At 67.3% G+C, this 21,779-nt stretch carries 16 protein-coding genes and 4 pseudogenes; 10 read left to right on the forward strand and 10 right to left on the reverse strand.

Annotated elements, in window-relative coordinates; all coding sequences use genetic code 11:
* Positions 1–63 precede the first annotated feature (63 nt).
* Positions 64–1,476 carry an amino acid permease gene (locus tag AB0I53_RS17455; protein WP_358603354.1) on the forward strand — a complete coding sequence of 471 codons (1,413 nt, stop codon included), beginning with the start codon at positions 64–66 and terminating at the stop codon, positions 1,474–1,476.
* A complete protein-coding gene (locus tag AB0I53_RS17460; protein ID WP_358603357.1) occupies positions 1,477–4,395 on the forward strand; it encodes an FAD-binding and (Fe-S)-binding domain-containing protein in 2,919 nt (972 codons plus the stop codon).
* Positions 4,396–4,597: 202 nt separating this feature from the next.
* Here the strand turns inward: AB0I53_RS17460 and AB0I53_RS17465 are convergent, their stop codons facing one another.
* The gene (locus AB0I53_RS17465) at positions 4,598–5,191 is read right to left on the reverse strand and encodes a cupin domain-containing protein (RefSeq protein ID WP_358603359.1); all 594 of its coding nucleotides are present in this window, start codon (positions 5,189–5,191) and stop codon (positions 4,598–4,600) included.
* 179 nt (positions 5,192–5,370) lie between these two features.
* Between AB0I53_RS17465 and AB0I53_RS17470 the strand changes: the two genes are divergently transcribed.
* Positions 5,371–6,486: an alanine racemase gene (locus AB0I53_RS17470; protein ID WP_358603362.1), complete on the forward strand. Its 1,116-nt coding sequence runs from the start codon at positions 5,371–5,373 to the stop codon at positions 6,484–6,486.
* A gap of 104 nt (positions 6,487–6,590) precedes the next feature.
* Positions 6,591–7,055, forward strand: a complete 465-nt coding sequence (locus tag AB0I53_RS17475) for a RidA family protein (RefSeq protein ID WP_358603365.1) — start codon at positions 6,591–6,593, stop codon at positions 7,053–7,055.
* 124 nt (positions 7,056–7,179) lie between these two features.
* Here the strand turns inward: AB0I53_RS17475 and AB0I53_RS17480 are convergent.
* Together AB0I53_RS17480 and AB0I53_RS17485 are read right to left on the reverse strand one after the other, a co-directional pair.
* Positions 7,180–7,610 (reverse strand): annotated as a pseudogene (locus AB0I53_RS17480) (MFS transporter); the annotation flags it as partial.
* 56 nt (positions 7,611–7,666) lie between these two features.
* A complete protein-coding gene (locus AB0I53_RS17485) occupies positions 7,667–7,906 on the reverse strand; it encodes a hypothetical protein (protein ID WP_358603368.1) in 240 nt (79 codons plus the stop codon).
* A gap of 437 nt (positions 7,907–8,343) precedes the next feature.
* Between AB0I53_RS17485 and AB0I53_RS17490 the strand changes: the two are divergent.
* Positions 8,344–8,574, forward strand: a pseudogene (locus AB0I53_RS17490) (transposase); the annotation flags it as partial.
* 49 nt (positions 8,575–8,623) lie between these two features.
* On the forward strand, positions 8,624–9,088 hold the full coding sequence (locus AB0I53_RS17495) for a winged helix-turn-helix domain-containing protein (protein WP_358603371.1): 465 nt from the start codon (positions 8,624–8,626) through the stop codon (positions 9,086–9,088).
* A 97-nt stretch (positions 9,089–9,185) separates the two neighbouring features.
* On the opposite strand, the gene AB0I53_RS17500 is transcribed toward AB0I53_RS17495, so the two are convergent.
* The 3 genes from AB0I53_RS17500 to AB0I53_RS17510 form a co-directional block, all read right to left on the reverse strand.
* A complete protein-coding gene (locus AB0I53_RS17500; protein ID WP_358603400.1) occupies positions 9,186–9,377 on the reverse strand; it encodes a hypothetical protein in 192 nt (63 codons plus the stop codon).
* Positions 9,343–9,624, reverse strand: coding sequence for a tyrosine-type recombinase/integrase (locus AB0I53_RS17505; protein ID WP_358603373.1), 282 nt, complete (start codon positions 9,622–9,624; stop codon positions 9,343–9,345). The genes AB0I53_RS17500 and AB0I53_RS17505 overlap by 35 nt, the downstream gene beginning before the upstream one ends.
* A 146-nt stretch (positions 9,625–9,770) precedes the next feature.
* Complete coding sequence (locus AB0I53_RS17510) at positions 9,771–10,550, reverse strand: TetR/AcrR family transcriptional regulator (RefSeq protein ID WP_358603376.1); 780 nt, start codon at positions 10,548–10,550, stop codon at positions 9,771–9,773.
* A 242-nt stretch (positions 10,551–10,792) separates the two neighbouring features.
* Between AB0I53_RS17510 and AB0I53_RS17515 the strand changes: the two genes are divergently transcribed.
* Positions 10,793–12,187, forward strand: coding sequence for an FAD-dependent oxidoreductase (locus AB0I53_RS17515; protein WP_358603379.1), 1,395 nt, complete (start codon positions 10,793–10,795; stop codon positions 12,185–12,187).
* A gap of 210 nt (positions 12,188–12,397) precedes the next feature.
* Here AB0I53_RS17515 and AB0I53_RS17520 read toward each other — a convergent pair whose 3' ends face one another.
* The 3 genes from AB0I53_RS17520 to AB0I53_RS17530 form a co-directional block, all read right to left on the reverse strand.
* Positions 12,398–14,086, reverse strand: a complete 1,689-nt coding sequence (locus AB0I53_RS17520) for an amidohydrolase (protein WP_358603381.1) — start codon at positions 14,084–14,086, stop codon at positions 12,398–12,400.
* Positions 14,087–14,115: 29 nt separating this feature from the next.
* Positions 14,116–15,630, reverse strand: coding sequence for an APC family permease (locus tag AB0I53_RS17525; protein ID WP_358603384.1), 1,515 nt, complete (start codon positions 15,628–15,630; stop codon positions 14,116–14,118).
* Positions 15,631–16,033: 403 nt separating this feature from the next.
* Positions 16,034–16,195, reverse strand: coding sequence for a transposase (locus tag AB0I53_RS17530; protein ID WP_358603387.1), 162 nt, complete (start codon positions 16,193–16,195; stop codon positions 16,034–16,036).
* Between the two features lie 259 nt (positions 16,196–16,454).
* Here AB0I53_RS17530 and AB0I53_RS17535 point away from each other — a divergent pair.
* From AB0I53_RS17535 to AB0I53_RS17545, 3 genes and pseudogenes are all read left to right on the forward strand, one after another.
* Positions 16,455–16,709, forward strand: a pseudogene (locus AB0I53_RS17535) (transposase); the annotation flags it as partial.
* A 1,540-nt stretch (positions 16,710–18,249) separates the two neighbouring features.
* On the forward strand, positions 18,250–20,565 hold the full coding sequence (locus AB0I53_RS17540; protein WP_358603390.1) for a LuxR C-terminal-related transcriptional regulator: 2,316 nt from the start codon (positions 18,250–18,252) through the stop codon (positions 20,563–20,565).
* A gap of 132 nt (positions 20,566–20,697) precedes the next feature.
* Positions 20,698–20,847 (forward strand): hypothetical protein, encoded by a 150-nt coding sequence (locus AB0I53_RS17545; RefSeq protein WP_358603393.1) that lies wholly within the window; start codon positions 20,698–20,700, stop codon positions 20,845–20,847.
* Positions 20,848–21,672: 825 nt separating this feature from the next.
* Here AB0I53_RS17545 and AB0I53_RS17550 read toward each other — a convergent pair.
* A pseudogene (locus AB0I53_RS17550) lies at positions 21,673–21,779 on the reverse strand (electron transfer flavoprotein subunit alpha/FixB family protein); the annotation flags it as partial.

Below are 21,779 nucleotides of genomic sequence, written 5' to 3' on the forward strand. Positions count from 1 at the left end.
AGGCGCCCTGCGGGGCACGCGTAGCGGACAACGGTGTCCGCCACAGTGGAAGCAGGTCCAACAATGTCGAGACCATCATCATCACACCACCTCCGTGACCGGCACGTCACGATGATCGCCATGGGCGGAATCATCGGCGCAGGGCTGTTCATGGGTTCCGGCGCAGTGCTCGCCCAAGTCGGACCGGGGTCCTTTCTCACCTACGCGGTCACCGGCGTGCTCATCCTGTTCGTGATGCGCATGCTGGGAGAAATGGCCGCGGCACGCCCTTCGGTCGGTTCCTTCACCGAATACGCGCGCAGCGCCTTGGGTGGCTGGGCGGGTTTCACCATGGCGTGGCTGTACTGGTACTTCTGGGTCGTCATCGTCGGTTTCGAAGCCGTGGCCGGTGCGGAACTGCTCCAGCGGTGGGTGGACTTGCCCAAGTGGGTTCTCGCACTCGCGCTCATCCTGCTGATGACCGCGACCAACCTGCGATCAACCCGCTCCTACGGCGAGTTCGAGTACTGGTTCGCCGGGATCAAGGTCCTCGCGATCATCCTCTTCATCGGGCTCGGCCTGGCCTACGTCGCAGGCCTGTTCCCGGGCAAGGGCGCGGACATCTCGCACCTCTACGCCGACGGCGGTCTGCTCCCACACGGCGGAGGCGTGGTCTTCACCGCCGTCGCCGCAGTGGTGCTGTCCATGGTCGGCGCGGAGATCGTGACCGTCGCAGCCGCGGAGTCGAAGACGCCCCAGCGGTCCATCACCAAGGCGACCAACACCGTCCTCATGCGCATCTCGGTGTTCTACGTCGGATCCATGCTCCTCGTCGCCGCGATCGTGCCATGGACCACCGCGAAAGCTGGTCAATCGCCCTATGTGTCCGCATTGGACATCATGGGGATCCCCTACGGGGGCGACATCATGAACATCGTCGTCCTGTTCGCCGTGTTGTCGTGCCTGAACTCCGGCCTGTTCACCGCCTCCCGCATGCTCTTCGTCCTGGCCCGACGCAACGAGGCGCCCCAACGCATGCTCAAACGCAACGACCGCGGCGTCCCGATGTGGGCCATTCTCGCCTCGACTCTCGGCGGGTACGTGTGCGTCGGGGCAGCGTACCTGTCCCCGGACGGCATCTTCTCCTTCCTGCTGAACTCCTCCGGCGCGGTCGTTCTCATCATTTACCTGCTGATCTGCCTGTCTCAGTTGAAACTCCGTCCGGTACTCGCACGCGAGCACCCAGGCGGACTGCCGGTCAAAATGTGGGCACACCCCATTCTGCCGATCGTGACCGCAGCCGGCATCGTGGCCATCCTCGCAGGGATGGCCCTCGACGAGGACACCCGAAGCCAGGTTGCGCTGAGCGTGGTCGCTTTCGCGATCTGCGCCGGAATTTACCCCGTTGTCCGGATGGTGAAGCGCCGTGCCGGAGAGCGCATGAACACGACGGACCAGAGTGTCGACGACGCAGTACCGGCAATCAGGGGCGAGTAAATGTTGACCAGCGGTAGCCAAAGCCACACCATCCAACAATGCGAGCACGACCTACGACGGGAACTCGGCCCGGCAGCCACTGACATCATCGATTTCAGCCCAGGACGCCGCGCCCAGTACTCCGGCGACGCATCCAACTACCGGGTGGTCCCGGCCGGGGTCGTCACGCCCCGCACGGTCGACGAAGTCGTTCGCACGGTTCGAGTGTGCTACCGCCACGGAGTACCGCTGGTGGCCCGGGGCGGCGGCACCAGCGTCGCCGGCAATGCCATCACCGAGGGCGTCGTTCTCGATCTGTCCAAACACCTGAACCGGATCCTCGAGATCAACCACGAGGATGGCTGGGCCCGGGTGGAACCGGGCGTCGTGCTGGACGACCTGCGAGCGGCAGCCGCCCCACACGGCCTGACCTTCGGCCCCGACCCTTCGACTCACAGCCGTTGCACGCTCGGCGGCATGATCGGCAACGATGCGTGCGGCTCGCACTCAGTTGCCTGGGGCCGCACCAGCGACAACGTCATCGAGTTGGATGTTGTGCTGGCCGACGGCACGCAGATGACCGTTGGCCAGCACACCTCAGCCGAGATCGACGACACCATCGCTTCCGGTGGCGAGCGCGGCCGGGTCTTCGCACAGCTTCGCACTCTGGTGGACCGGCATCGCGCCGAGATCCGCCTGGAGCTCGCCCGGTTCCCCAGGCAAGTCTCCGGTTACCCGCTGCACCACCTTCTCCCGGAGAACCGCTTCGACCTTGCCAAAGCACTGGTGGGTACCGAAGGAACCTGCGCGATCGTTGTGTCGGCCACTGTTCGGCTCGTCCGAACCCCGCCTCAGCGCTGCCTCGCCGTGATGGGATTCCCCAGCGCCGTTGCCGCGGCTGAGGCCGTGCCCGACATCCTGAGAGCGCGCCCGCTCGCGGTCGAGGGCATGGACAGTGCGCTGGTCGACTCCGCGCAGCAGAAGAGCACGCAACATCTGGACGCCATCGAACAACTGCCGCCGGGGAAGAGCTGGCTCTACATCGAAATCGGAGGTGAGACCTCTGCTGCTGCCGAAACCGCTGCCCGAGCCCTGGTAGCACAGCTCAGCGATTATTCCACGAGCTCGGCCGTCGTGGCCAAGCCATCAGCACAACGGCAGTTGTGGCGCATCAGGGAGGACGGCGCCGGACTCGCCACCCGTCTGCCGGATGGCAGCGAGGCATGGCCCGGGTGGGAAGACGCAGCGGTCCCTCCCGAAAACCTGGCTGCCTATCTGCGGGAGTTCGAAGACCTGATGCACCGCCACCGTCGACGCGGTGTCATCTACGGGCATTTCGGCGACGGGTGCCTGCACGTGCGCATCGACTTCCCACTCGCCGCCGAGGATGGATCACAGCAGTTCCGGCAGTTCATGCAGCAAGCCTGCGAACTCGTCATCCGTCACGGGGGCTCGTTCTCGGGAGAACACGGGGACGGCCGGGCCCGCGCCGAGTTCCTTCCCCTGATGTACAGCCCCGCGATCATGAAAGCGTTCAGCGAGTTCAAAGCCATCTTCGACCCCGAGGATCGATTGAACCCCGGCGTCGTGGTGCGCCCTCGCCCCATCGACGCCGACCTTCGCGTACAGCCACGCCGAAGTCTGGACGTCACGCCGATGTTCTCCTATGAACACGACGATGGTGACATGGCCGCCGCCTTGCGCCGATGTGTGGGTGTCGGCAAATGCCGGACGCAACACTCTGCGGGTGTCATGTGCCCGAGCTACCAGGTCACCCGCGACGAAAAGGACTCCACCCGAGGCCGCGCCCGCGTGCTCAACGAGATGCTCAACGGCGGCGTCATCGAAGATGGCTGGAAGTCGACCGAGGTACGCGACGCACTCGATCTGTGCCTGTCCTGCAAGGGATGCAGCCACGACTGTCCCACCCAAGTGGACATGGCCACCTACAAATCCGAGTTCCTCCACCACCACTACCGTCGAAGGCTCCGCCCCGCGTCGCACTACTCGATGGGGTGGTTGCCGCTGTGGGCACGGCTGGCACGCACGGCACCACGGCTGGTCAATGCTGTGACCAGCTCGCCGGCCGCGGGTGTGCTCAAGCTGTTCGGTGGCATCGCCCCCGAACGCTCCATCCCCCCGTTCGCCCTGGAGTCCTTCTCGACCTGGTTCCGCACGCGCCCGGCGACACCGGGCGCAGGCAGCAGGGGCACTGTCCTGCTGTGGGTCGACTCGTTCGGCAACGCCCTCAATCCCGGCCCGTTGCGCGCGGCCACAGAGGTCCTGGAAGAGATCGGCTTCCAGGTAATCGTGCCCCCAGGAACCCAATGCTGTGGACTCACCTGGATCACCACAGGACAACTAGACGTGGCACGCCGAATTCAACGCCGCACCCTGAAGGCGATCACGCCCCAACTCGACGAAGTATCCGCTGTTGTGGGCATCGAACCCAGCTGTACGGCCACACTGCGCACAGACCTACCCGACCTGCTTGCCGGCCACCCCATCGCGAAGCGGCTCGCCCACCTGACGAAGACCTTCGCCGAAACGATCCGCGAACTCGCACCCGACTGGCAACCCCCAAGACTCCCCATCAAGACGCTGCGCCAGACGCACTGCCACCAGCACGCGGTCATGGGAGACCAAGCCGATTCCTGGTTGCTGACCCGCATGGGCGTGGACGACACCAAACTCAACTCCGGCTGCTGCGGCCTTGCCGGGAACTTCGGCTTCGAAAAGGACCACTACGACGTCTCCGTCGCCGCAGGAGAACGCGTACTTCTGCCCGCCGTTCGCACAGCTGAGGACACCGTACGCGTGCTCGCCGACGGCTTCAGCTGCCACACCCAGATCAAACAAGGAGCGCAGCGGCACACACATCATCTGGCCGAACTGGTCCGCGAAGCCCGCCAAACACCCACCACGCCACCTGAACGCTGACAACTCCCCAGTCGTCAACAGGTTCGGGACCGTCCGCGCAACGGCTGCAATCGCTGATCGTTGTTGGGGATGATACGGCGCCCAGAGTAAGTACTCGTCGCTCCAAGTCGTGTTCTTGGGGCGTCTTGGTTCAGTCAACCGGCGGAAATACCGCCTTCCCGGAGCCGCCGCCGCGCGTGGCGTGCGTCGGATTCTGCGCTTCTCAAAAGCCCGGTGGGGTCTCCGACCAGACGCAGACTGCTGGGACATCGCCCGGGTTGCTGTACCGGTGCGGCACAGCCGAATCGAAACTTACGCAGTCGCCGGGCTGCAGCCGGTAGTGCACGCCGGCGACCCAGTAATCCAGCTCCCCGCTCAAGAGGAGACCGACTTCTTCTCCACTGTGGGTATGCGGGTTGTCGCCGGAGGACGCTCCCGGGGCCACCTCCAGCATCATCATTTCGAGCTTGCCGCCGTGTTTGGGGTTGAGGAGGGTGTACGTAACCCCCTCCACTCCCGCCCGGGTGAGTTCAACGCGTTGATCGGGGCGTGTGAGTACACGGCGCTCGCGGTCGACCGCATGGAACAGCTGGCTGAGCGTCGTGCCGAGGGCATCGACGATCGTGCGCAACGTGTTGATCGTCGGGCTGTTCACGTCCCGCTCGACATTGCTGAGGTAGCTGCGGGACAAACCTGTCTTCGCCGCCAGCTTCTCCATCGTGAAGCCCCGCTCCAAGCGCTCGCGCCGGAGGTGCTGACCGATCCCGTCGTTGTCTGAAGGCTTAGGTGAAGCGGGCGCGTGATCCACGGCCGACACAGACTCCTCGTCTAGTAAATACAACGCTCCATCCATCATAGTGCTTGCAAGCTTCGTCTTAAATACTTTACGATGCGTCGCACATACACGTCACTCTTCGGTTGTGGGCCGCCTTGGTGCCAGCCCCAGGAGGACCAATGGATTGCGACACGCCACCAGGCGGACGTCGAACTCGGCAGATGCCGGAGCTCCGGCTCAACTTGCGCGCGCTGGAACACAACGTCCAGCTCATGGCGGCCTGGTGCCGCGATCGGGGCGTTGAGCTGTCCCCGCACGTCAAGACCACCATGACGCACCCCATCGTCAAGCGGCAGATGGCCGCTGGGGCGTGGGGCCTCACGGTGGCCACCGTGAGGCAGGCCGGCACAGCCCTGGGCTGGGGAGTACGACGTGTGATCATCGCAAACCAGGTGATCCACCGCCCCGACCTCTCCCTCGTGCGGCGACGGCTCGACGAGACACCGGGGCTTGAGCTCTACTGCTTCGTCGACTCCATGAACGGGGTCGACCTCGCCCGGTCGGCCATGGAAGGCGCGCCCAACCCCCTGCGCGTCCTCATCGACATCGGCGCGGACGGAGGCCGGACGGGGGTACGAGAGCCCGCCGCGGCCTATGAACTGGCCAAGGCCGCCCAGGCGTCCCCCGGGCTTCTCCTTGCCGGTGTCGCGGGCTACGAGGGTGCCCGGCCCAATCTCCGGGACTCCGCCACACTCGCGGACGTCGACGAGCACTGTCGGAAGGCGATCGCGGTCTTCCGCAGCCTCACGCCACTGTTCGAGACCGCGCAGCCCGTCTTCAGCATGGGCGGCTCGGCCTTCCCCGACCGGGTCGTCCACGTCCTTACAGACCTGACGGAACGTCCAGGTGCTCTGCCGATGGTGCCCGTTCTGCGGTCGGGCTGCTACGTCACCCACGACCACGGCACGTACGAGCACGTCTCACCCCTGCCAGGGCTGAGTGCGGCACTGACGGTCCGAGCGGTCGTGCTCTCCACGCCGGAACCAGGACGTGCCATCGTCGGCGCTGGGAAACGTGAACTGCCCTACGACGCGGGCCTGCCAGTGCTCGTCAGCGCGCACGACGCACAGGGGGCGCCACGACCGGCCGCCAAGGCAACCGCTGCCCACATCTACGACCACCACCTAGTCCTCACAGAGGCACGCGGTCTGCAAGTAGGCGACGAGGTGGACCTCGGGATCTCCCACCCCTGCTCAGCCTTCGACCGGTGGCCCGACATCGCCGTGGTCGACGACCAAGGCCACACGCATGACGTGTGGCACCCGCAATTCCGCTGACCACGGTGACCAACCCGCTCCGGCAGACTCGCAACGAAGGACCCAGCAGGGATCACCGCCTGCTGCCACCGGGAACAAGCAAGACCTTCGAGAAAGGCGCAGACATGAGCATCATTGAGAAGAAGATCGAGGCGATGGGGCTGGCCTTGCCCGCGGTCACCGCACCACTCGCCGCGTACGCCCCGGCTGTCCTGTCCGGCCCATACGTCCACACCTCGGGGCAGCTCCCCCTGATCGACGGCAAGCTACCGCTCACCGGCAAGGTCGGTACCGAAATCTCCCCTGAGCAGGCCAAGGACCTTGCCCGCACCTGCGCGTTGAACGCCCTGGCGGCCGTGAAATCGGTCGCAGGCGACCTGGACCGCATCAAGCGCATCGTCAAGGTCGTCGGATTCGTCGCCTCCGCACCGGACTTCACCGGCCAGCCCGGCGTCATCAACGGTGCCAGCGAACTGCTCGGCAAAGTCCTCGGCGACAAGGGCATTCACGCCCGCAGCGCCGTCGGCGTCGCAGTCCTGCCGCTGGACGCCCCGGTCGAGGTCGAGCTCCAAGTCGAACTCGCAGACTGAGACCGCCGGCTCGCGGCAGGGCTGTTCCTGCACGAACGCCGACCCGGTCCGCCCTGGGCAGGCATCCGGACCAACAGAGCATCAGCACACGACTGGAAGATCATTAACTAACCCAACTACACGATTAGGACGAGTCAGGCGACGCCAGGGTGACGAGCACGCCCGCAAGAAGGGTGGCCACCGCCGACGCGGTGAACAGCCCGGCATAGCCGCCGAGGTGGGCCAGGACCGGCGTAGCGAGCGCCGGGGCGACGACCTGGGGCAGCGCGTTCGCGATGTTCACCACGCCGAGGTCCACGTCGGCCACGCGGCCAGCAGCAGCGCGGCCAACGCCATCAGCGCGCACGAGGTCAGGATGTAGGGCTCGCGCCGCCCGGTGCGGTCCGACAGCGCTCCCGCGACGACCCCGCCGACGACGAGCGCGGCACCGTAGAGGCCCATCAGGACCAGCAGACCCGTCTCCGGATCTGGGTGGTGCACGGCGTCGCCGAGGAAGAACAGCAGGTAGAGCGTGCCGAATGCGTTGCCCAGGTTGATCACGAAGTGGCTGCCCCAGCCCCACTTGCTGCTCGGCACATCAGGATCAAAGTCTCCGGACACCCCGGGGCGACTCACATCCGATCCCGAAAACCAACGCGGAACGGTTCCCCGAGGTAGCAACGCTGCTCGAGCAAGGCCCGCACAACAAGCAGTACACGTTCAGCCTCGATCATCTGCCCGATCGGCGCCCAAGTCGCGGCGACCGTCGCGTCCGAACGCAGCCCGGTCTGGTCCAGCCACAGCACGATCGCCTTCTCCTGCTTCGCCCGCGCGGCGATCGCCGGATACCGCTCGGTAAGCCACTTCTCCACGGCCTCGGGGTTCTTCTCATACGCTTACCCGGACCGGTTTCTGCGGCGGCGACGGCCACCGACAGCGGCAGCCCGGCCCGGCCCGGCCCGGCCCGGCCCGGCCCGTGACAGGCTAATCCCGAACCAGCGTTTCACCAGCTCCCGACCTGGCCACGAGTCCACACCAGCCCCGGCAATGCCAACTGGTCCGGATACTTCCCCAGCGCCGCTCGCTTCACCCGGTCCTGCTGCCGGGCATCCAGCGCTTTCTGCTCCCCCGGACGACGACCACGTTTCTGCGCGCCCAGTCCCCGATTCCCGTTGCGGTGGAACGCATTCAACCAATGCGACACCGACCACAAACCCACGCCGAAGATCTCCATGACCTCGGCCTGGCTCTGCCCAGCCTCGACCGCAGCGACCACCAGCCGCCGCAGATCCTCCAGCGGCGACTGGGAACCCAGCTGATCCCGCTTGTCGAAGCCCTGCCCACGATCCGGGGCAAACGCGGCCGGCCATGGCAGCGGCCGCGCTGGCTCTGCGGCGATCGTGGATACGACTACGACTACCACCGGAAAGCATTGCGTGATCGAGGGATCGTCCCGCGCAACGCTCGCAAGAACACCGATCACGGCTCCGGCCTCGGCACGATCAGATGGGTCGTCGAGCGCACGTTTGCCTGGCTGCACCAGAACACCGTTCCCGTTACAGACCCCAGCTCAGCTGTATGTGGTTCGGGTGCGCTATCCCGATGGTGGTGGTCTGACGACTGAGGGTCGTGCCCGGCGTGAGGCGGTTCGGTTGCAGGCGGCGGAGTTGTTCGCCCAGGACGTGCCGGTGCCGGAGATCGCCAAGCGACTACGCTTGTCGCACAACGCCGTGTACGTGCGGCGGAGGCGGTCGCGCTCAGACAGCGAAGCGGGGCTGGCATCCAAGGGACTCTCAGGCACCGGATGTCGGCTCTCACCACAGCAGCTGGACCAGTTGGCAGCCGCGCTGCAGGAAGGCCCGGCCCAGCATAGCTACGTGGAGGATCAGCGGTGGGCGCTGGCGAGGGTGGCGGATCTGATCGCCCGGCTCTTCCCTGTCCGGTACACCCTGCGTGGGGTCTCGTTGTTGTTGCACCACACGGAGTTCAGCCCGCAGATACCCGCCCATCGGCAGGCCACGGTGAACTCGGCCAGATCGGCCAACGTGAGCTGATCCCGACACCGTCCAGTTTGGATGAGCAATCGGATGGGCACCTGGAAGCCAGTGGCGAACCGAACTCGCTCGGTGAACCCCAAGGCAGCGGCCGCAGTCATGAACCGATCGAGATCGACAAGCGGGTCTTCAACGGCTGCCCCGCCCATTGTCGCGGGTCCGGCCAGCACTGGAAGAACATTCGAGCCGCCCTTGCGTAGGCGGCGTTTCCGCGTCCAGTCAGCTGCAGGTAGTCCAGGTAGGCGGCGTGCAGATCATCGCTGGGAGCGGAGGCGATCGCGAGCGGCATCGAATTCTGCTTTCACGTGCGCCGGAGCCAAATGGATGTGACGGGCGGTGGTGTCGACATGAGCGTGGCCGAGCACGGCCTGCATCACCGCGAGATCAACGCCCGCTTCGGCAAGGGCGGTCCCGAAGGCGTGTCGCAGCGCGTCGGGATGTCCTCCGACGATGCCGATGAGCCCACGGCGATAGCGGAAGATAGTGCGCAGCCCGGCCGCGGTCAACGGCTGGCCCCGATTCGGTCCCTTGGCCACGAGAAACAGGTGAGGGCTGCCGGATTCAGGCCGTCCGACCAGCGGGAGCCGCGCGAAGTCCTCGTGCCAGGGAATCCAAAGCCCTGACCGGAGTGCCGGGACCTCCCGTGCGGTCCGGCGATATCGCCCGACAGTCTTGAAAAATCCTATTTGGACTTCCTGCTGGCACGGTCTGCCGCGCGTACGTTTCCCCTCGATCGGGCCTTGGCGGCCGGGGCTTGCGCGGCTATGGCCGAGATCATCAGGTCGACCGCGTTGTCGAACGAGCTGCCCGCCATCCTGGGCAGTTCGTGTCGTACCGCGGCGATCGCGGGATGGGTTTCCGCGGGCAGGGCTTGGTAGGCGTTCGTCCAGGCTTGCGCGTCCGCTTCGTACTTGTCCTTCGGCAGGGTCAGCGCGGTCACGTCCAGAGCCGCGTGGCCGAGGACCGTGTCGATGAAGGCGTGGTAGTGCTGCACCGCGGTGCGGGCATCGAATCCCGCCTGCAGGAGCAGGGAGACACCGGTTTCGACCGCGCGGAACTCGTTCTCGCGGCGGGTGACGCGGGATGCGACGAGAACGGCCACCCGGGGCTGGGCCTGGTAGTTGTCGCGAATCCGATGCGCCATCTCACGCAGTCCGGCCATCCAGTCATCGCCGGGCTGGAAGCCTTCAATGGCTCGGCCGACGAGCCGGTCCGCGATGGCGAGCAGAAGGTCGTCGGTGTTGTGGAAGTAGCGGTAGATCGCGCTGGGGTCGCAACCGAGCGCGGCACCCAGGCGGCGGACGCTGAGGGCGTCGGGGCCGTGCTCGTGGCTGAGCCGCAGAGCGCAGTCGATGATCGTGTCGGTGGAGAGCAGCACGCCGCTGCGCGTGCGGCGCCGTCGTTGCCGTTCATGTGCAACTCGCTGCCTGCTCGCCATCAGGACCTCCGGTGCCCGGCTCATGCGGTGCTCCAGTATCGGCGTCCCGCAAAATTACGTCAACGGCGTTGACTCGGTGGATCCATCAGCACTCCCGGCTGTCATCACGTTCCGCGGCGGCGCCTCCGGCCGCGCGTGACCTCGCCTGCCGGCAGGAATCACGCACCAGCTCACCACCGGCGTCCAAGCTTATGACAACACCATTGACGTTATTTCTGCCCGGCTGTGTCATGGAGATCCACCGAGCGCAGAAGGAGTGCTACCCCATGGATCCCGTGCGATCCCTCCAGGACGCCAAGCCCGCCCCCTTCTGGCTGGACGACCCCGGAAGGCCGCAGGCCACCTCTGCGCTGGTCTCCGGCACCTGCTGCGACCTGCTGGTGGTGGGTGGCGGGTACAGCGGCCTGTGGACCGCGTTGCTCGCCAAGGAGCGCGACCCCTCGCTGGACGTCGTCCTGATCGAGGGCCGGGAGTCCGGCTGGGCCGCCTCCGGGCGCAACGGCGGCTTCTGCGCGGCCAGCCTCACCCACGGCCTGGGCAACGGTTTGCGACGCTGGCCCGGCGAGCTCGCCCGGCTGGAACGACTCGGGCGGGAGAATCTGCAGTCCATCGAGGACACCGTCCGGCGCTACGACATCGACTGCGACTGGGAACGCACCGGCGAGCTCGTCGTCGCGACCGAGCCTCACCAGGTCGACGAACTGCACGAGCTCCCCGAAATCGCCGCGCGTTATGGCAGCGAACTGATCGTCCTGGACGCCGAGGCGGTGCGCGCCGAGATCAACTCGCCGACCTTCCTGGGCGCGGTCTGGGACCGGGACGGCGTCGCGATGGCCAACCCGGCCCGCCTCGCCTGGGGACTCAAACAGGCGTGCCTGGACACCGGCGTGCGCCTCTTCGAGCACACCTCTGCCACCGACATCGCCGAGGACGGTGCCCAAGTCGTCGTCCGCACTCCCTACGGCAGCGTGCGGGCGCGCCGGGTCGCGCTTGCCACCAACGCTTTCCCCTCCCCGCTGCGCCGCCACCGCCCCTACACCATCCCGGTGTACGACTACGCCCTGATGACCGAGCCCCTGGCCGACGACCGGCTCGCCTCGCTCGGCTGGCGCAACCGGCAGGGCTTTTCCGACAGCGGCAACCAGTTCCACTACGTGCGGCTCTCGGCGGACAACCGGATCCTGTGGGGCGGCTACGAAGCCGTCTACCACTACCGCGGCCGGGTACGCGCCGAGCACGACCAGCGCCCCGAGGTGTTCCGCATCCTGGCCGAGCACTTCTTCCAGACCTTCCCGCAGCTGGAAGGACTTCGCTTCACCCACGCATGGGGTGGCGCGATCGACACCTGCGCCCGCTTCTCGGTCTTCTTCGACACCGCCTACCACGGCAAGGTCGCCTACGCGGCCGGCTACACCGGGCTCGGTGTCGGCGCCAGCCGCTTCGGCGCGCAGGTGATGCTGGACCTCCTCGCCGGCGAGCAGACCGAGCGCACCGCGTTGGAGATGGTCCGCCGCAAGCCGATGCCCTGGCCGCCGGAACCGATCCGCTCGGCCGGGGTCTCGCTGACCAAGTGGTCCATGGCGCGCGCCGACCGCAACGCCGGTCGCCGCAACCTCTGGCTCCAGACCCTCGACCGGCTCGGCCTCGGCTTCGACAGCTGAGGACCCGCGAACCGAGGCCGCACAGCGTCACCCGCTGTGCGGCCTCGGCGTAGTCGGCGAGCTGCGCACGAAGTCCACAGTGGTCATCGCGAGGTCGTGGAGCGAGCCGCAGGCCTTTCCGACGGACGGCTCGCTGAATCGGTCTTCGAAACCAGCAGACGAGGAACGCGGCCCGACTACGGATAGCCGAGCCGCGTGGCGAACCCGCCGTCAGCTCAGGATGTCGTGGACCACCGCGCCTCCCGCCACGGTCAGCAGCACCCGGGCGTCTGCCAGGGGTGCCTTGTCCTCGGTGACGAAGCCCGGGGCGCAGATGTCCGTGTCGAGCAGGGCGAGGTCGGCGCGGCGGCCGACCTCGACCGCGCCGCCGTGGGCATCGTGGTTGACGAAGGCGGACCCGGCCGTGAAGGCGTCGAGGGCATCGTCGAGGGTGAGCCGCTGGCTGGGCAGGAACGGGGCGTTGCCGCGGTTCTCCGGGTCGATCCGGGTGACCGCGACCTCCATCTGCTCCAGGGGGTTCGCCGTCGTCACCGCCCAGTCGCTGCCCATCGCCAGCCGTGCCCCCGATGCCAGCAGGTCCGCGAACGGGTACTGCATCGCCGCGCGCTCTGGCCCCAGCACCGGGACGGTCAGCTCGTCCATCTGCGGTTCGCTCTGGGCCCAGTACGTCTGGCAGTTGGCGACGACGTCCAGCTCCGCGAAACGCCTGACGTCCTGCGGCTGCACCACTTGGATGTGGGCGATGTGGTGCCTGCAGTCGGACGGGCCGTTGGCCGTGCGAGCCGCTTCGACGGCATCCAGCGCGATGCGCACTGCGTGGTCCCCGATGGCATGCATGTGGACCTGGAAGCCCGCCGCGTCCAGTTCGGTGATGGCTGCGGCGAGCAACTCGGGGTCGATGAAGCTGATCCCGCGGTTGTCGGTGTGACCGCCGCAGCCGTCGCAGTAGGGCTCCAGCAGGGCGCCGGTGCGGTTCTCCAGCACCCCGTCGGTCATGATCTTGACGGTGCGCGGGTGGAAGCCCGAACCCGGTCCGCCGCGCGGGGAAACGCCGGCCTTCGACCCGAGCTCACGGCGTGTCAACAACTCCGGGATCTGCTCCAGGCCGCGGTGCCGGTCCCACCACAGCGCCCCGACCACACGGGCGGTCAACCGCCCGTCAGCGGCCAGCACCTGGTACGCCTCCTGGGTCTCGGGACTGACCCAGGCGTCCTGCCAGCCGGTGATCCCCAGCGAGTGCAGGTACGCCTGGGCGTCCAGGATGGCCGCCTCCCACTCGGCCCGGGTGGGCGCAGGTATGAGTTCGTCGTTCACGCGGTAGGCGGCTCCCTCGTGCAGGGTGCCGGTGGGCTCGCCGGTAGCGGGATCCCGCTCGATCCGGCCGTCGGCGGGGTCGGCGGTGTCCCGGTCGATCCCGGCGACCTGCAGGGCGCGGGAGTTCACCCACGCCCCGTGGACGTCCCGGTTGAACAGGAAGACCGGCCGGTCCGGCACGATCGCGTCCAGGTCCTCCTTCCGCGGTGTGCCGCCGGGGAAGTGCTCCATCGACCAGCCGCCACCGACGATCCACGGTTCCGCGGGATGCGCCCAGGCGTACTCGGCGATCGCGTCGAGGTAGGCGTGGCACCCGGCCAGGTCGTGCAACCACAGCCGCCGACGGTCGCGTCCGGCGAACGGGGCGTGGACATGGCTGTCCTGGAAGCCCGGGACGACCAACCCGCCCCTGGCTGAGACGACCCGGGTGCGGCGGCCGGCCAGGTCGAGCACGTCGGATTCCTCGCCGATCGCGGCGATGAGCCCGTCTCGGACCGCCACGGCGCTGGCCCAACGGCCGGAGCCGAGTCGGACCCGGGCTCCAGTCAGGACGAGGTCTGCGTGGCGGTCGGTCGCCGTTGTCATCGTGGGAATTTCCTTCCGCGTTGGAGTTGTCAGTGCTGCGGTGAATCGACGCGTTCCGCGCCGGGGATGAAGTACGGCGACTTGCGCACGTACTTCTTCCACATGCCCATCGGGATTCCCAGCACGAGAATCGCAATGGGCAGCAGGGTCAGGAACCGCCCGTTGGCGGCGTCGAAGGCGAAGCTGTCGGTGCTGGTCCAGTTCAAGTACGCGAGGTAGCCGCCGAGCACGGCGAGCACGAGGCCCGACAACAGCGGAACGATGACCGCGGTGACGAGCATGCGCAGGTTGCCGAGGGCCCGGCGGAAGAAGAGCACGGCAGACGCGATTCCGGTGAGCGCGTAGTAGAACGAGACGAGGATGCCCACCGCGGTCACCGATCCGACGATGATCGTGTTGACCGTCCCGAGTCCCAGCGAGACGAAGGCGAGTACGCCCGAGATCAGCGTGATGACGGCGGTCCCGTGAGCCGGCGTCGCCCGCCTGGGGTGCAGCTTCGCCCAGACAGGTCCCAGCACACCATCCCGTCCCATCGCCAGCGCCCCGCGCGCCACCCCGATGAGGACGGACTGGATGCAGGACACGATGCACAGGAACAGCACCCCGGTCGCCACGGCCGCGCCCACCGGCCCCGCGAGCTTGCCGCCGAGGTAGGGCAGCGCGGAGGCCCCGTGCTCCACGAGCTCTTCCGGCGTGGTCGCCTTCTGGAACGAGACGGAGGCGAACAGGAACAGCGCGAGCGCGATCAGCAGCGTGGTGAAGCCGGCTCTGGACGAGGTGCGCCGGCCCGCGGTCTCCTCGGTGACCGCGAAGGCGGCCTCCCAACCCCAGTACATGTAGACCGACAGCACCAAGCCCGTCGCCAGCACCGATGGTGAAGGGAAGACGGCCGGGGAGAACCAGGACCAGCTGAACTCCGCCTCCGCCCCGTCCAGCAGCGCCCAACCGCAGAAGAAGGCCACGGTGCCGACCTCGATGACGACGAGCACCTTCTGGTACTTCGCGCAGATGTCGACGCCGCACACCGCAAGCCACGCCAGACCGGCCAGCAACGCCACACCCGCGACGGTCGCCACGAGCTGGTACGGGCCGGGGTGCAGGGCCGCGACGCCGTCGACTCCGAAGGCGACCAGGGTCTGCAGGCCGTAGTCCCCGGCGAGCGGAGCCGCGTAGGCGAGGAAGATGATGTTGGAGGCCAGCAGCACCCAGCCGATGAGGTATCCCCACCAGGGACCGAGCACCTTGCCGACCCACACGTACGCGGTACCGCAGTTGCGGTCGTACTCGTTGAGTTTGGCGAAGGCGAACGCGATACCGGCGATCGGCAGGAACGCGAGCAGGAAGGCGGCCGGCAGCCCGGCGACGCCGATGGCCGCGCCGATGGTGCCGAGGCCGACGCCGATCGACACGACCGGGCTGACGTTCGACAGGGTGATGGCGACGCCATCGGCGACGCCGAGGATCTTGGGCAGGGCGATCGATTTCGGGGCGGCCGATTCCGGAGCGGTTGGGCCGTCAGGATGTCTGGGCGAGAACAAGGACATCACGCGACTCCTGGCAGGTGTGGGGATGGCAACGGGCGTGTTGCGTGGTGTCCGACATGACACCTGGCTCCGACATCCGCGTCAACGGTGTTGACATAAGACGCGGATCTTCCGCGATCGCCGAAAGCACCTGATGACCGCGAGAAGCGGCGCCCCGCAGACCGATCCCAAAGCTGTTGGCTGCGGCCAGAACCGCATCCGCGGGACTGCCACGGAATCGATGAGACCTTCCGATGCGTCGGGGCTTCCCGACCGTCACGGCGGATTCAACTGGTCGTCGTAACACCTCGATCATGGAGGTGTCGAATGGGACGACTACGGGGTTGGGCAGCGACCGCGACGGGCAGGCCGCCGATGCGTTCGCCTGGTCGTCCCCTGGTGGCACGGCGTGACGCGGGCGATCTCACGCACAGCGGTCGATCCGCTCCTGCCGACGCCAAGTGCAGATCGACTGGTCGCCAGTACCCAGGTCGCGCGCGATATCGGCAACCTTGCGACCAGCCTCGATGAGGTCCAGAACCTTCCGACGAAACTCCGGCGGATACCCCGCTCCGTCCCATGCCACCCTCTCCTTCAAGATCGAGTGGCACAAGAACCTGACAATCCGACTCCGAAGAACCCGGAGCACACCACCTCACGGCACGCGCGGCGTGACAATCCCACTATCCGAGCGGCAGGGTTCTGAGCATTCCGTGTGCACCTGGATCACACGTCGGTGACCGCCTTTGTTCCCCCACCCCGAAAACGCTGATCCTTCTCGCATCCGCCCCCAACAGCCGCCGACCCCGGACACTCGCACCGGCGACACCTTCGGTGGTCTCGTGGTGCTGAGCCTGACGATGGGCACCGGTGGCGGTGCGGGTGCGAAGTTCTGGATGAGTGTCCTGATGGGACTGAAGAATCGTGGTGTCAAGGACGCGTTCTTCCTCGTCTGCGACGGACTGAAAGGCCTGCCCGAGGTCGTGGCCAACGTGTGGCCGCAAATCATCGTGCAAACCTGCATCATCCACTTGATCCGCAACTCCTTCCGCCTGGTGTCGCGGAAGTACTGGGACGCGCTGAAGAAGGATCTGAAACCGGGGCGAGCGCGACTTCGGCTTCGCCGTAGCGCGAGCTTATGCAGGACACACCGACCCGCGGGCACGAGCCTTCGGCCACGACGACCTACATCCGTGCCGATCTCGACGAGGTTGCGACTGCACTGTCCGCGCTGACCGGGCGAACCGCATCCGTTGGCGGAACAGACTGACGCCGAGGGCGGATAGCCGGCGTAAACGCTGCCGCTGGTGCGCCTGCACTCGTGCGGCAGGTCCGCGCCTCCCGGATTACCGCCGACAAGCTCCTGGTACTTCGCTTCGCACTGGGTCTCGGCGGGGAACCAGTATCCCGTGTAATACCAACCAGCAGCCGAGGCGGAAGTTTGCGGTGGACACCAGCACACCGAACCCGAGAAGAGCACCGACTACGAACTTCTTCATGGGATTACTTCTTTCGACCTGGAAGGCTGGACGGCTGGTGGGGTTGTGGTGGCGTTCGCGGCATAGGCGCGAATTGGTCGCGGTGGTCGGCGCTTCCGCACCGGAGGCGCCGACCACCGGACATGCCCCTATGCGGTGCGACGTGGGGGATCCAGCGGGCGCGGCTCTGCCTGCTCCCGCGCGCGATCGGGGTGAGACGCCTTCCGATTCACCCCGGGCGGACCCGTCGCTGGCTCACTCGGCGGCGGAGTTCATCTGCCCGTGCCCGGGTTGCCTCCCGGGGGCGGCGTGCCCGGGTTGCCGCCGGAGGGCGGCGTGCCCGGGCGGTTGGGGAGGTGCGGTGCGTTGGGCGGGGTCGGGCGGTCCACCTTGGCGTGGGCGGTGCCTGGTTGAGATGCGGTGCGTTGGGGAGGGTCGGGCGGTTGGGGAGGTGCGGTGCGTTGGGCGGGGTCGGGCGGTCCGCCTCAGCTTGGGCAGCCGCCTGCCGATCGGGGCCGACAGCGGCGGATGCCGGTTGGGCCAGGATCAAGGCGGTGAGTACCGCCGGGATGAAGGTTGCGGCGGGATGAAGGTTGCGGCGGGATGAAGGTTGCGGCGGCCGCAACCGAAGCAGTGCTCTTGCGCATGGAAGGACCAACTCCGTTTCAGGACGTTGTCTCTTGGTGTGGTGACACTGCGTGCAGCGTCTCGGCGATGCTGCTTGAACCGGCGGTTGCGGAGAGAGCAACGCTCAGTCGATTCGGGAAACCCCCGCGAATCGAATACGCCACCTGCCACCATTCTGGTGTGATTTCCCCGAACACGGGAAATATCGCGCGCTCAAGGACGACCGGAGTGAACACCCCTCATCGAAATACCGAGCCACGGTCACCCCGCGATACCTGGCCAAAAGATCGAGGCGCAGCCGCAGCGACAACAGGCGACTCACGCACAACATCATTCCGTTCCACGCCTTGCGTTGCTCGTCGGTCAGGATCCGGTCGCGGTGGCAACACCCTCATGATGGCGCCGAATCGGTCTGTTCGAGCGCACAGAGAACGGTTGCGCGCGCGACGAACCCGAACCGGGGTTCCGGTCGACTCGCCTGCGAAGGATTCGAACGTATGCTGACCCTGACAAGGGATCGGGCGAGGCGATTCGGATGGTACGCGGCGACTCGCGCCCGGCCGGGAACCTTCCGGCGGAGCTCACGAGCCTGGTCGGGCGGCGTGCGGAGGCTGCCGAGGTCAGGCGGTTGTGGTCGGGCTCGCGGCTGGTCACGTTGACCGGGCCGGGTGGGGTCGGCAAGACTCGGCTCGCCCTCCAGGTGGGTCGTACGGCGCGGGGTGCTTTCCCGGACGGAGTGTGGCTGGTCGCCCTCGACGAGATGACCCAGCCGGACCTTCTCGCGTCGACCGTAGCGTCGGCGTTGGGGGAGCCTGGCTTGGCGGGGACCTGTAACGCGACCGTGGCTGGTTATATCGGCGCCCAGCACATGCTTTTGATCCTCGACAACTGCGAGCATGTGATCGATAGCTGCGCGAAACTGATCATCGAACTGCTGGTCCGCTGCCCGAACCTCCGTGTGCTGGCGACCAGTAGGGAAGCGTTGCGGGTCGAGGGTGAGGCGCTGTTTGCCGTGCCGCCCTTGTCGCTGCCAGGCCCGGGGCAGCAGGTGGCGCCAGGCGAGGCCGGCCGGTTCGACGCGGTAGAGCTGTTCCTCGAACGCGCGTTGGCGCTGAACCCGAGATTCACCTTCAGCGCGGCTGACGAGCAGTGTGTGATCGCACTGTGTGAGCGGCTGGACGGTTTGCCGCTGGCCATTGAGCTGGCCGCTGCCGGCACGCGACTGCTGCCGCTCGGAGCGTTGGCCGATTGGGCGAAGGCCCCTCCTTCGGAGCAGGTGTTCGGGGGCAGGGCTGCGCCGTCGCGCCATCAGACTCTGCACGCGACGATGGATTACAGCTACCGGCTCTGCTCACCGCACGCTCAGACGCTGTGGGCCCGATTCTCGGTGTTCCGCGGCGGCGCTGATCTGGACGCGGTCGAGGCGGTCTGCGGCGGCGACGTACTGCCGCCGCAGCAGGTGCGTCCCGCCCTGGTCGAGCTGATCGACAAGTCGGTCGTCGTCTTCGACGGGTCCAGCTACCGGATGCTGGAGACGATTCGGCAGTTCGGCCTGGAGCGCCTGCGTGCGGCGGGCGAGGAAGACGTGATCCGCCGGGCGCATCGCGACCAGGTCGCCGCACTGGCCGTGGAGGTGGAGGGTGGCTGGTTCGGCCCGGACCAGCAGGCACTGCTGCGTCGCGTCCGCACGGACCAGGCGAATCTGCGAGCGGCTCTGGAGTTCTGTCTGACCGAGCGTGCGGAAGCTGGTGCGGGGCTGCGCCTGGCGAGCGCGTTGTGGGCGTTCTGGCTCGGCTGCGGTGTGCCGGGCGAGGGCCGGCGCTGGCTGGACCGGCTGCTCGCTGCGGACGACCGGCCTACCCGCGAGCGGGTCACAGCACTCTGGGTGAACGGTTGCCTCACCGCGATGGACGGCGACATCCCTGCTGGCCTGGCGCTGTTCGAGCAGTGTCAACGGCTGGCCGCCCGGTTCCAGGACCAGGCTGGCCTCGCCCACGCGCTCTCGCAGCAAGGCCTGGCCAAGCTCTATTCGGGGCGGAGTGAGGACGCGATCACTGACCTCGAAGAGGCGGTCCGGCGCGAACGAGGACTGGGGCAGCCCAACCCCTATCTGGCCGAAGCGCTCGTCGACCTCGGGGTGGCGCTGTGTTACCGGGATCGTCTGGACCGCGCGGTCGAGGTGCTCCAGGAAGCCAGGTTGCTGTGCTCGGCCCATCGGGAGCAGTGGCTGCAGTCCTGGGCTCTGGTGTTTCTCGGGCTCGCTGCGCTGATCGACGAGCGCGTGCCGGAGGCGGTGGCGCTGATCAAGGACGCGCTGCGCCGGAAACGCACGCTCGAAGACGGGATGGGCATGGCCCACTCGGTCGAGATCCTGGCCTGGGCGGCGCTGGCTGACCACGAAGAGGAGCGCGCCGCCCGGCTCCTCGCCGCCAGTGAGGTCCTGTCCCGGCCCGTCGGACCGCATCTCTACGGCCACCACCGGCTCCTGCAATGGCGCGACCACTATTTGCAGCAGGCCCGCGACATCCTCGGTCCGCGCGCCTTCGAGGAGGCCGCCCAGTTCGGGCGCCACCTTGCCTCGGACGACGTCATCGCATATGCCCTGGGCGAGAAGCCGGCACCTGCGAGCGCCGCCGTCGAGCCTTCGGCGAATCTGCCACTGACACCCCGGGAACACGAAATCGCGCATCTGGTCGCCGCCGGCAGGACGAACAAGGACATCGCCGCCGAACTTGTGATCTCCCGCCGAACCGCGGAAGCCCACGTCCAGAACATCCTGACCAAACTGGGCTTCAGCTCCCGAACCGAGATCGCCGCCCTCTTCTCCGCCATGTCCAAGGCGAGCCCCTAGAGGCCCTGCGCCGCCGGCGCCCGCCGCGGTGCGGCCAGCCCCAGGACCCTCCGGTCCTTCCGCAGGCGCTGTACGACGCCTATCCCCTGGCCGCCGTGGGCGATCGCAAGCTTCGTGCTCTGATGCGGATCGATGGCGCGTGGTATTTGCCTCGACCGTGGCGTGGTCGACGCGGCGCTGGACATCGCCGGGGTTCTTGCCCTCATCCTCCGCCTGACCGAAAGCGCCATGATCGATCGTGACCACGAGAAATCCGTACAACGACCTGCACGCAGTGCTTGAATATCTGCTGTCAGGTACGCGCCGGAATCGCGCCGCAGCCGAGGTCGGCCCACACCGGAACCTGTATTGATCCACAATGGACGATGGCGTTCCCAGTGGGAGAAAGCGGCCACCACACCCGGCCAGCCGGTTGACCTCGTTGCCGGTGTGGTGATTCCTAGCGTGCTTGCCGATGCCGCCGGAGGTGAGAAGCGTCGTGCACCGGCTCGGGATCCGATCTCACTCCCGAGCCGATCGCGCACCGGGCTCCAGCCGCGGTGGATGCGGCCGTGTTCCTCGCCGAGCTCTCCACCGTCGGTGATCGTCGCCGTGCGGGGACCTCGCCGACCGCTCCCCCGCCGGGCCGCTGCGCACCTCGGCGGGGGCCAACTCCCCCGTGGTCGCCGCCCGCGAAGCGCACCTTCACCCGGAGTCGATCCCTACCAGCCCTCCCGGGTGTCGCTGGCTGAGGAGATCGCCGCCGATCTCAGGCTCTCCCGGTGCCCGATGCGGTCAGCACGCCCCATCCCGAGGACCGACACCGGGCGAGGCGGAACGCTCCTGGCCAACTTCAGAGCAATACCTCATCGATACCTGGCGAGAAACGCACCTCCCCGAACAAGGATCGACGGCGCGCGTTGACGTTCCCCGCATAGCTGTGGCAGGGCAGGGAGCCGTGTCCCAAGCGGAAACGGCCTCGCGGCACGGCCGGCAAAGGGCGCCGGATCGGAAGAACTTCGGGCCCCGATCCGGCTCCCGGCACGCGGAATCAGCTGTCCCACGGCAAATGTCGTGGTGTCCCGCACTGTTGCACAGACAGGTGCAGAGAAGCTCCACTGTGGTTTCTTACCGCTTGGTGATGTCGTCGGTGAGTTGGGGTGCGACGGTGAACAGGTCGCCCACGACGCCGAAGTCGGCGATCTCGAAGATCGGGGCCTCGGGGTCCTTGTTCA

Source organism: Saccharopolyspora sp. NPDC050389, assembly GCF_040655595.1.
Taxonomy (GTDB): Bacteria; Actinomycetota; Actinomycetes; order Mycobacteriales; family Pseudonocardiaceae; genus Saccharopolyspora.